Annotated in this window: 7 protein-coding genes and 1 pseudogene; all 8 read right to left on the bottom strand. The window is 71.3% G+C overall.

Annotated features, from left to right (window positions below; translation table 11 throughout):
• Window positions 1–141, bottom strand: a pseudogene (locus tag ABCR83_RS07700) (flavodoxin-dependent (E)-4-hydroxy-3-methylbut-2-enyl-diphosphate synthase); the annotation flags it as partial.
• A gap of 4 nt (window positions 142–145) precedes the next feature.
• Window positions 146–1,168, bottom strand: coding sequence for an adenosyl-hopene transferase HpnH (gene hpnH, locus ABCR83_RS07695; protein ID WP_462694074.1), 1,023 nt, complete (start codon window positions 1,166–1,168; stop codon window positions 146–148).
• Window positions 1,169–1,173: 5 nt separating this feature from the next.
• Window positions 1,174–1,824, bottom strand: a complete 651-nt coding sequence (locus ABCR83_RS07690; RefSeq protein ID WP_462694073.1) for a phosphorylase family protein — start codon at window positions 1,822–1,824, stop codon at window positions 1,174–1,176.
• On the bottom strand, window positions 1,824–3,839 hold the full coding sequence (shc, locus tag ABCR83_RS07685) for a squalene--hopene cyclase (protein ID WP_462694072.1): 2,016 nt from the start codon (window positions 3,837–3,839) through the stop codon (window positions 1,824–1,826). The genes ABCR83_RS07690 and shc overlap by 1 nt, the downstream gene beginning before the upstream one ends.
• A 123-nt stretch (window positions 3,840–3,962) precedes the next feature.
• The gene (locus tag ABCR83_RS07680) at window positions 3,963–5,027 is read right to left on the bottom strand and encodes a polyprenyl synthetase family protein (RefSeq protein WP_462694071.1); all 1,065 of its coding nucleotides are present in this window, start codon (window positions 5,025–5,027) and stop codon (window positions 3,963–3,965) included.
• Window positions 5,028–5,112: 85 nt separating this feature from the next.
• The gene (hpnE, locus tag ABCR83_RS07675; RefSeq protein ID WP_462694070.1) at window positions 5,113–6,570 is read right to left on the bottom strand and encodes a hydroxysqualene dehydroxylase HpnE; all 1,458 of its coding nucleotides are present in this window, start codon (window positions 6,568–6,570) and stop codon (window positions 5,113–5,115) included.
• A gap of 106 nt (window positions 6,571–6,676) precedes the next feature.
• Window positions 6,677–7,627, bottom strand: a complete 951-nt coding sequence (gene hpnD, locus ABCR83_RS07670) for a presqualene diphosphate synthase HpnD (protein WP_462694069.1) — start codon at window positions 7,625–7,627, stop codon at window positions 6,677–6,679.
• Window positions 7,624–8,523, bottom strand: a complete 900-nt coding sequence (hpnC, locus tag ABCR83_RS07665) for a squalene synthase HpnC (protein WP_462694068.1) — start codon at window positions 8,521–8,523, stop codon at window positions 7,624–7,626. Before hpnC ends, hpnD begins: the two co-directional genes overlap by 4 nt.
• Window positions 8,524–8,923: the final 400 nt, after the last annotated feature.

Here is an 8,923-nt window from a genome sequence, read left to right as displayed (position 1 = left end):
CGTCATCGACTGCACCGACACCGGAGCATCCCCACCCACCGCCACCGACCCGACCGCGATGCGCCGCGAAGGGCGGCGCATCGCGAGGGGCCGGGACGGTACGCCGGGGAGGCCGAGCGATACCGGCTCCACCGAGGCCATGACGTCAGCCCCGGTTTCCGGCGACGGTCTCGCGGGCCGCGCGCAGCGACTCCTTGAGCGATCCCATGGTGGCCAGGACGGCCGTGGGCTCATAGCCGCAGTGCGCCATGCAGTTGTCGCAGCGCGAATCCCTGCCCCGGCCGTACTTGTCCCAGTCGGTCTCCTCGACCAGTTCCCGGTAGGTCGGCACATACCCGTCGCTCATCAGGTAGCAGGGGCGCTGCCAGCCGAAGAGCGAGTAGTTGGGAATGGCCCAGGCGGTGCACGGGAAATCCGCCTTGCCCTCGAGGAAGTCGAGGAAGAGCGGGCTGTGGTTGAGCCGCCAGCGCTTCCGGTTTCCGCCTGCGAATGCCTTCCTGAAGAGCTCGCGGGTCTGCTCGACCCCCAGGAAGTGGTCCTGGTCGGGCGCCTTCTCATAGGCGTAGGCGGGCGAGATCATCATCTCGTCCACCTTGAGGTCGTCATTGAGGAAGTTGAGGACTTCGATGATGGTCTGAGGGGTGTCGGTGTTGAAGAAGGTCGAGTTGGTGGTGACCCGGAAGCCGCGCCGCTTGGCCTCCTTCATCGCCTCCACCGCCTCGTCGAAGACGCCCTCCTTCGCAACGGATTCGTCGTGCCGCTCACGCAGCCCGTCGATGTGCACGGCGAACGCAAAATACGGCGAGGGCGTGAACTTGTGCAGCTTCTTGCGCAGCAGCATGGCGTTGGTGCACAGGAAAACGTATTTCCGCTTGGCCACCAGCTGCCGGACGATTTCGTCGATCTGGGGATGCATCAGCGGTTCGCCGCCCGCGATGGACACCATGGGCGCGCCGGATTCCAGCACCGCGCCTACCGCCTGGGCCACCGGCATGCGCTGTTTGAGCACTCCGGCCGGATGCTGGATCTTGCCGCATCCTTCGCACTTGAGGTTGCAGGCGAAAAGTGGTTCAAGTTCCACGATCAGTGGGAACTTGTCGCGCTTCCGCAGCTTCTGTTCAAAGAGATAGGTACCGACCCGAATGGACTGACGGAGCGGCATGGCCATCTGGCTCACCTCCTGGGGAGCAGCAAAGAACGGTGCCATTCAAAAAAGGCCGGGAGGACGGTGCGGAGCACACGGAATGCCGATATTCCACCCCGCAGCGTCCCGATCCGGACGAGTTCATGTTCTGGAGCGTCCACGACCACTCGTACGGCCGCAACAGGGCGTGAACCCGCCCGCACGGCGCTTCGGAGCGTGGCGGCGGACTCCATGTCCACCGCCAGTGCGCCCGCGGTGTGCAGGGCGGCCCGTTCCGCTCCGCGCACCACATGGTCGGAACCGACCAGCGGGCCGGTGTGGATGGCGCGACCGGTCACGGCCCGGGCGAGCTCCTTGGCGAGCAGCTCGACACCGACGCACTCGGTCCGTCCCTCCCGGTCGCGGGTCTCATCGGCGACGACCAGGTCCCCGGGGTGCATTCCGGGGGCCAGGCCGGCACAGAACCCGGTGGCGATCACGGCCGCTTCGCTCACGGCCGTGTCACCACCGAGGGCACGAGTCACCGCACGGTCCGCGGCCTGCGGTCCCATGCCGGTGCGCAGCACGGTCACCGGACCCGCGGCACCGCCGAGGCCGCCGCGCAGCGCGAGGCGCTCGATGCCGAGCGCACAGGCGATCAGCAGCGGTGCGGATGCGGGTGGTTCCGTGCCGGATGTCATCAGGCCTCCAGGCCACCGGTGGCGATGAGGTCTCCGTGCAGATAGCGGCCGAGCGCCGTCAGCGGGAAGACCTGGCGGTACAGGTGGTAGTTGATGGAGAAGTCCCAGGGGAATCCGGTGCCGGTGAAGTACGGCTCGTCCCAGGAGCCGTCCTCGCGCTGGGTCTCGGCGAGCCAGCGCACGCCCCGCTCGACGGTCCTGCTCTCCCGCTCCTCGGCGGCGAGCAGGGCCATCAGGGCCCAGGCGGTCTGTGACGCGGTGGAGGCACCGCGCCCGATCCAGGCCGGGTCGCGGTACGAGCGCAGGTCCTCGCCCCAGCCCCCATCGGGGTTCTGGACGCTCTCCAGCCATCCGACGGCCCGGCGGATGGCCGGGTGGGAGGCCGGGAGCCCGGCGGCGACCAGGGCGGGGAGCACCGAGCCGGTGCCATAGACGTAGTTGACCCCCCAGCGGCCGAACCAGGCGCCGCTCTCCTCCTGTTCGGCCAGCAGCCACTCGATGCCGCGCCGGGTGCGCGGGTCGTGCTGCTTGCCCAGGACGGCCAGCGCCTCGACCACATGCGCGGTGACGTCGGCCGACGGTGGGTCGATGACCTCGCCGAAGTCGCAGAACGGAAGCCGGTTGGGGAACGGGCTGGTGTTGTCGGCGTCGAAGGCCCCCCAGGCCCCGTTCTTCGACTGCATGCCCGCGGTCCAGCGCATGGCGCGCTGAACGGCCACCTCGACCCGCCGGGGCTGCGGGTGCCGGACGCGCTTGAGCGCGAGCACCACCTCGGCGGTGTCGTCGATGTCGGGGTAGTTGTCGTTCTCGAACTCGAACGCCCAGCCGCCCGGGGGCAGTCCGGGCCGCCGCACGGTCCAGTCGCCGGGCCGGGTGATCTGCTCGTCCAGCATCCAGTCGGCGGCCTTGACCAGCGCCGGGTGGTCGGGGCGCAGCCCGGCGTCGGCGAGCGCGATGGTGGCCAGGCAGGTGTCCCAGACCGGGGACTGGCATGCCTCGATCATGCGGACCGGGTTGCCCTCGGCGTCCTCGCGCCAGCTGGCGAAACGGTCCAGCGACTCGAGCCCGGCGCGCAGCACCGGGTGCTCCAGGTCGTACCCGAGCAGGTGCAGGGCGATGATGGAGTAGACGGCCGGCGGCTGGATGCCACCCCAGCAACCGTCGTTCTCCTGGCGCTCGATGATCCACCGCGCGACGGCCTTCAGGGCCGCGCGGCGCAGTGGGGCGACGGGGAAGCGGTGGTAGGTGTGCAGCACCTTGTCCAGGCGCTGGAACAGGCCGTCCCAGGTGGTGGCCGGGGCGAGCGGGCGCGGCGGGTTGGGCCGGGCGGGGTCGGTGTGCAGTTCGTCCAGGGCGAAGGGTGCGGGCCGTACCGGCCGCAGGGCCGAGACCACGGTGAGCGGCACGATCGTCTGCCGGGCCCACTGGCCGAAGTCGTAGATGTTGAGCGGGAACCACTTCGGTACGTACATGATCTCGGGTGGCACTTCGGGGAGGTCTTCCCACTTCCACCAGCCGAAGAGCGCCAGCCAGATCCGGGTGAAGACCCGGGAGGCGGCGATGCCGCCCTGGTCGCGGATCCAGGCGGCGGCCGCGGCCATGTGCTTGTCGTCGGCCGCGTCTCCGGCGAGCCGCAGGGCGGCATAGGCCTCGATCGTGGTGGAGAGCTCCCCGGGGCCGCCGTGGAAGGTGGCCCAGGTGCCGTCCGGGCGCTGCTCGGCGCGCAGGTGGCGGGCCGCGGCGCGGGTGGTGCGTTCGTCCTGGATGCCGAGGAACTGACGGAGCAGCAGGTCTTCGGCGTCCATGGTGACATTGGTCTCCAGGTCGCCCTTCCACCACCCCTTGTCGTCCTGGCGGGCGAGCAGGTGCTCGATGGCGCGGGCGGTGGCCCGCTCGGCGCCTTCCTGCGCCGTCACCGCTCCGGTGGCCGTGGCGCCGGGCTGAGCGGTGTCGCTCTGATCGGCCTCGGCTGCCCGGGGCGGAACCGCCCCGGCGCCGTCGGTCGTCGCTGTCATTGGTTTCCCCTATATGCAGTGAGTTTCTTCTCTGCCGTACTGCCGTACCTGGGGGTTCCGTCGGCCGGCGCCGGGCAAGGGCGCCGGCCGGCGACCGCGATGGCTAGTTCGGGTGAGTACTCATCATCTCTTTCGTACTACAACAAAGTCCGCGAGTGCCACGAGTTGCGCCCGTACTGCTGATGGGATGTCAACCCCATCGAGCGCCTCGATCGCGGTGGCGTGCTGCCGGCGGGCCTCCTGGGAGGTCCACTCCCGGCCGCCCGCCTCTTCGATCAACGCCGCGCGGCTGGCGAATTCTTCCTCGTCGAAGCCGGCTGTTTCGATCTCTTCGCTCTTGGCGTCGGCGGCCAGGATCCGGGCGAGCCGCTCGGAGGCGGGGCCGCCCGCCGCGAGGGCGGCGACGACCGGCAGGGACTTCTTGCGCTGCCGCAGATCGCTCCAGGTCTGCTTGCCGGTGGCCTCCGGGTCTCCCCAGATGCCGAGCAGGTCGTCCACGGCCTGGAAGGCGAGGCCGAGATGGTAGCCGTAGGCCTCCAGGACGTCGGCCGTACGGTCGTCGGCGCCGCCGAGCACCGCGCCGATGGAGACGGCGCAGGCGAGCAGGGCACCGGTCTTGTTGCCCTCCATCTCCAGGCATTCGGCGACGGTGACACGCTCACGGTGCTCATAGGAGATGTCCTGGGCCTGACCGTCGATGAGCTTGCGGGTGGCGGTGGTCAGCCGCCGGGTCGCGCGGGCCGCCTCGGCGGTACCCAGCTCCAGCAGCACCTCGTTGGCGAGCGCGAAGAGCGCGTCACCGACGAGGATGGCCTGGGCCGGGCCGTGCACCTTCCACACGGTGTCGCGGTGCCGGCGCTGCTCGTCGCCGTCCATCAGGTCGTCGTGCAGCAGCGAGAAGTTGTGCACCAGTTCCACCGCCACCGCGCCGGGCACCCCGACCTCGGGGGCCGCACCGGCCGCCTCGGCGGACAGCAGGGCCAGGGCGGGACGGACGGCCTTGCCGCTGTCACCGTGCGTCGGCCGCCCCTCGGCGTCGATCCAGCCGAAGTGATAGGCGGCGACGGTGTCCATGGGTGCCGCGAGTCTGCCCACCGCGGCACGCAGCACCGGCGTGGCAAGCGTCCGTCCGCGCTCCAGCAGGGCGTTGACGCCCGCGGTGTCGCAAGCTGGGATCGCCGAAGTCACGGTCTCTCCTCTGGTGATCGTGCTCACGTGTGCTCCGCCTCGGGAGCGCACGCCTTGATGGCTCGCTGTTTCAGGCCGCCTCGTCTCATGCCGCCTCCCGCAAGGGGTGGCGATACGGCCGGCCGAGCCCACCGAGTGCCGCGTCGGCAGCGTTCAGACCGCTGCGCACGGCACCCTCCATGGTCGCGGGCCAGCCGGTGGCGGTCCACGCACCTGCCAGGAACAGGCCGGGCGCGTCGGTGCGGGCGCCCGGCCGCAGCCGGCCGACGCCCGGGGTGGGGGCGAACGTCGCGGTCCGCTCCCGGGTCACGAAGAAGTCCCGTACCTCCGCTCCGCGCGCGGCCGGCAACAGCCGTGCCAGCTCGGGCAGATAGCGCTCGCGCAGCTCGGCGACGGGCCGGTCGATGTCGTCCTGCGCGGCCGACTGGGAGACGGCCAGATACTGGCCACGGCCGTCCCGCGCGGCCAGCCCCGAGGAGTCCGTACGGTCGAAGACCCACTGGACGGGGCTGCCGAGCGCGGTGAAGAACGGCCGGCGCAGGACCTTGCGGTCGTAGACGACGTGCAGGTTGAGGATCGGCGCGGTGCCGATGCCCAGCAACCGCCCCGGATCCTCGAGGGCGCCCTCGGGCAGCAGGTCGTGGGCCTCGCGCTGGGGCACGGCGAGCACCACCACACCGGCGTCCAGCCGCTCGGTGCCGCCCGCCCCGGACTCGGTGGAAACCCGCCAACCACCGTCTGCGGCCCGGGTGATCCCGGTCACCCGGGTACGCAGTGCGATCCGCACCCCGGCCGCCTCGAGGGCGGCGCGGGCCCGGGTGTCGTGCAGTTCCCCGAGCGGCACCCGCGCCCAGCCGATGTCGGCGGCGCCGGGGTCGGAGAGCAGCCCGGTCTTGAAGACCGTGGCGGCCAGCCCCAACGAGGCCTGATCGGCCGTGGCGTTGAGGGTGGCCACGCCCACGAGGTCCCACAACGCCTCGACGGTACGGGCCGATTGGCCGTTGTTCCGCAGCCAGCCCGCGAAGTCCACGCGGTCCAGCGCCGGATCGGCCGGGTCGAGCTTCTTGAGCGCCAGCGCGGCCCGGCCGACCGTGAGCCGCTCGGCGGGCGTCAGATGCGGGTAGGTGGCGAGGCTCGCCGCCAGGTGCAGCGGCACGGGCAGCGCGGTGCGGCGCAGCCGGCCCAGGCGCGGGCGCCCGGAGGAGTGCCCGATGTCCAGCACCGGCACGTCCAGCCGCTCCTGGACCGGGGCCAGGTGGTGCGCGTCGACCCGGTTCAGGAACCAGCGGTAGGCGGTGCAGCAGCGCAGGAAGACATGCTGCCCGTTGTCGACGGTCAACTCCCCCCGGCGGAAGGAGAAGGCGAGCCCGCCCAGCCGGGGGCGCCCCTCCAGCAGGGTGACCCGCAGCCCGGCACCGGCGAGCTCGAGCGCCGCCGTGAGGCCGGCGAGCCCGCCCCCGATCACCACCGCGGCCGCCCCGTCGGGGCGGCCTGCCTCGTCTGTGCTGAGCCGATCGGGCCGGGTCGTCGGTTGTGCCGTCATGCTCCCACCCCCTCGACTGCTGTCAGGGACGCGTCCACCGGGCGGAGGGTTGCGCTCTCCACGGGGTGCCGAAGAGCACACCGTCTGCCGAGGTGAGCGGCGGTCATCAAGCGCGCCCTCTGGCGGTCTGCCGGTGGACGCTGCGCGCGTCGTATCCGGACAGGCCGCGCACGGCCACCAGGGCCTTCTCGCGCCCGGGGAGGGAGACCCGGCCGCGCAGCACGGCCTGCGGGTCCTCGGCGATGCGCTCCAGCAGCCTGCGGTAGATGCCGGCCATGGCGGCGACGCAGGCGCCGCTGCGCCGGTCGAGCATGGGCAACAGCCGCATGCCCTCGGCGAACAGCGCACGGGCGCGCCGGACCTCGAACGCCACCAGACCGGTGAAGTCGGCGCCGACGGCCGGTTCGGCGGAGCGGAATCCGCCGGAGCAGCCGAACTTGGCGAGGTCGTCGGAGGGCAGATAGGTACGGCCGTTGGCCGCGTCCTCGCGGACGTCACGCAGGATGTTGGTGAGCTGGAGAGCAAGACCGAGCGTATTGGCGTACTCCGAGGCGCGCGCGGCATCCCGCGCGCCGGGCACGGTCCCGAACACTCCGAGCGAGAGCCGCCCGATGGAGCCGGCGACGCAGCGGCAGTACTCGGCGAGATCGTCCCAGGTCTCATAGGTCTGGCCACGAACGTCCATCTGGACACCGTCGATCAGTTCGTCGAGCGCGCCGAGCGGAAGGGGAAAGCGCCGCGCGGCATGGGCGAGCGCGACGGCCACCGGGTCGGTGTCGTCCTCGTCGACCTCGCCGTCCCTGATCCGGCCGAGCAGCGCTCGCGTCTCCTCCAGCCGGAGCCGCTTGGACTCCGCGTCCAGCGGGCCGTCGCCGATGTCGTCGATCCGGCGCGAGAAGGCGTACAGCGCCGACATCGCCCGCCGTTTGGCGGTCGGCAGCAGCCTGATGCCATAGCTGAAGTTGCCGGCCTGCTGTCCGGTGACGGCCTCGCAGTAGCTGTACGCGGCGAGTACCGGCGCGGACGCGTGTGGCGTTCCGTTCACGGTCCCGCTCACCCCTCTCTTCGCAGTGTCGCCCCCACCTCGCGCAGCAGGCTGAGCTTGGTGGGCTTGGGCGGTCCGGGGAGTACGTCGTGACCTGCGGCGGCGACCGCTCTGAGCGCGGCTCTCCCCCCGCCCACGAACCCCGCGAGCAACAGCTTCAGCCTGCCGTGGACGCTACCCACCAGGGGGGTGCCTTCATTCAGCAGGTGCCGGGCGCGTTCCGCCTCATACGCGACCAGCGCACGCACCGACGCGCCACCGGTCGGACGCGCGAGGTCGGCCTCGGTCACCCGGAAGCGTTTCAGGTCCTCGGCCGGAAGGTAGATCCGGTCCCGCCCGAGGTCCTCGGCGACGTCCTGCAGGTGCTCGACGATCTGCAGCCCCGTGCACACCGCGTCCGAGCGGCGGACCCGCTCGGGGCTGGCGGTGCCGGTGATGGCGAGCACCAACCGGCCGACGGGGTTCGCGGACAGTTCGCAGTAGCCGAGCAGGCCGTCATAGGTGTCATAGCGGCGGACCCGCTGGTCCTGCCGGTTGGCCTCGATCAGGCCGAGGAAGGGCTCGGGGGTCAGTCCGTGGCGGCGCACGGTCGGCCGCAGCCGGAGCAGCAGCGGGTGGCGAGGACCCCGGCCGCCGCGGTCGAAGACCCGCCGCAGGTCGGCCTCGAAGGCGTCCAGCATGGCGAGCCGGTCGTCCGTCTGCTCACGGTCGAGCCCCAGCAGCTCGGCGTCGCGGCCACCGGGGGCGAGATCGCCGTCACCGATGTCGTCGACGAGGCGGGCGTACCCGTAGACCGCCATCAGGTCGTCCCGCCAGGCGCGTGGCACAAAGAAGGGCGCCACCGGGAAGTTCTCGTGCGCGGCTTTGTCGAGCACGGCGCGCGCGTGCGCGTCCGTCCCCGCGGTCATCGCGGGCTGCCCGGACCAAAGACGGCATACGCGCCTCTGCTCTGGAGAGGCCTCGCAGCCAACACAGCCATTGCCGTCACATCTCCCGTTCTACACTGCCGACCCAGAACATCCTATTTCGGACACGCCGCAGCGCGACCCCGCCCGGTGACTCCCCCTTGAGCCGCCCCCACACGCCACCTGCGGCGTCGCGGGCACCCTGGTGCCGCCGCGCTTCGCCCCCGAAGCACGCTACAGCGTACGCCGTACAAGTTTCCGGTGTACGCCGAGGTACGTGCTTGATCCATACAATGCCACGCCATACCCGGGGCGTCCTGTCAATAACCCGATTGGTGCCATCTCAATGATCACGAAACGGGCAAGGCCTTCGCCGAACGGCGGCGAAGGCCTTGCCCGTTGT

This window comes from Streptomyces xingningensis (genome assembly GCF_054957865.1).
This window is presented reverse-complemented; position numbering and strand designations above follow the sequence as displayed.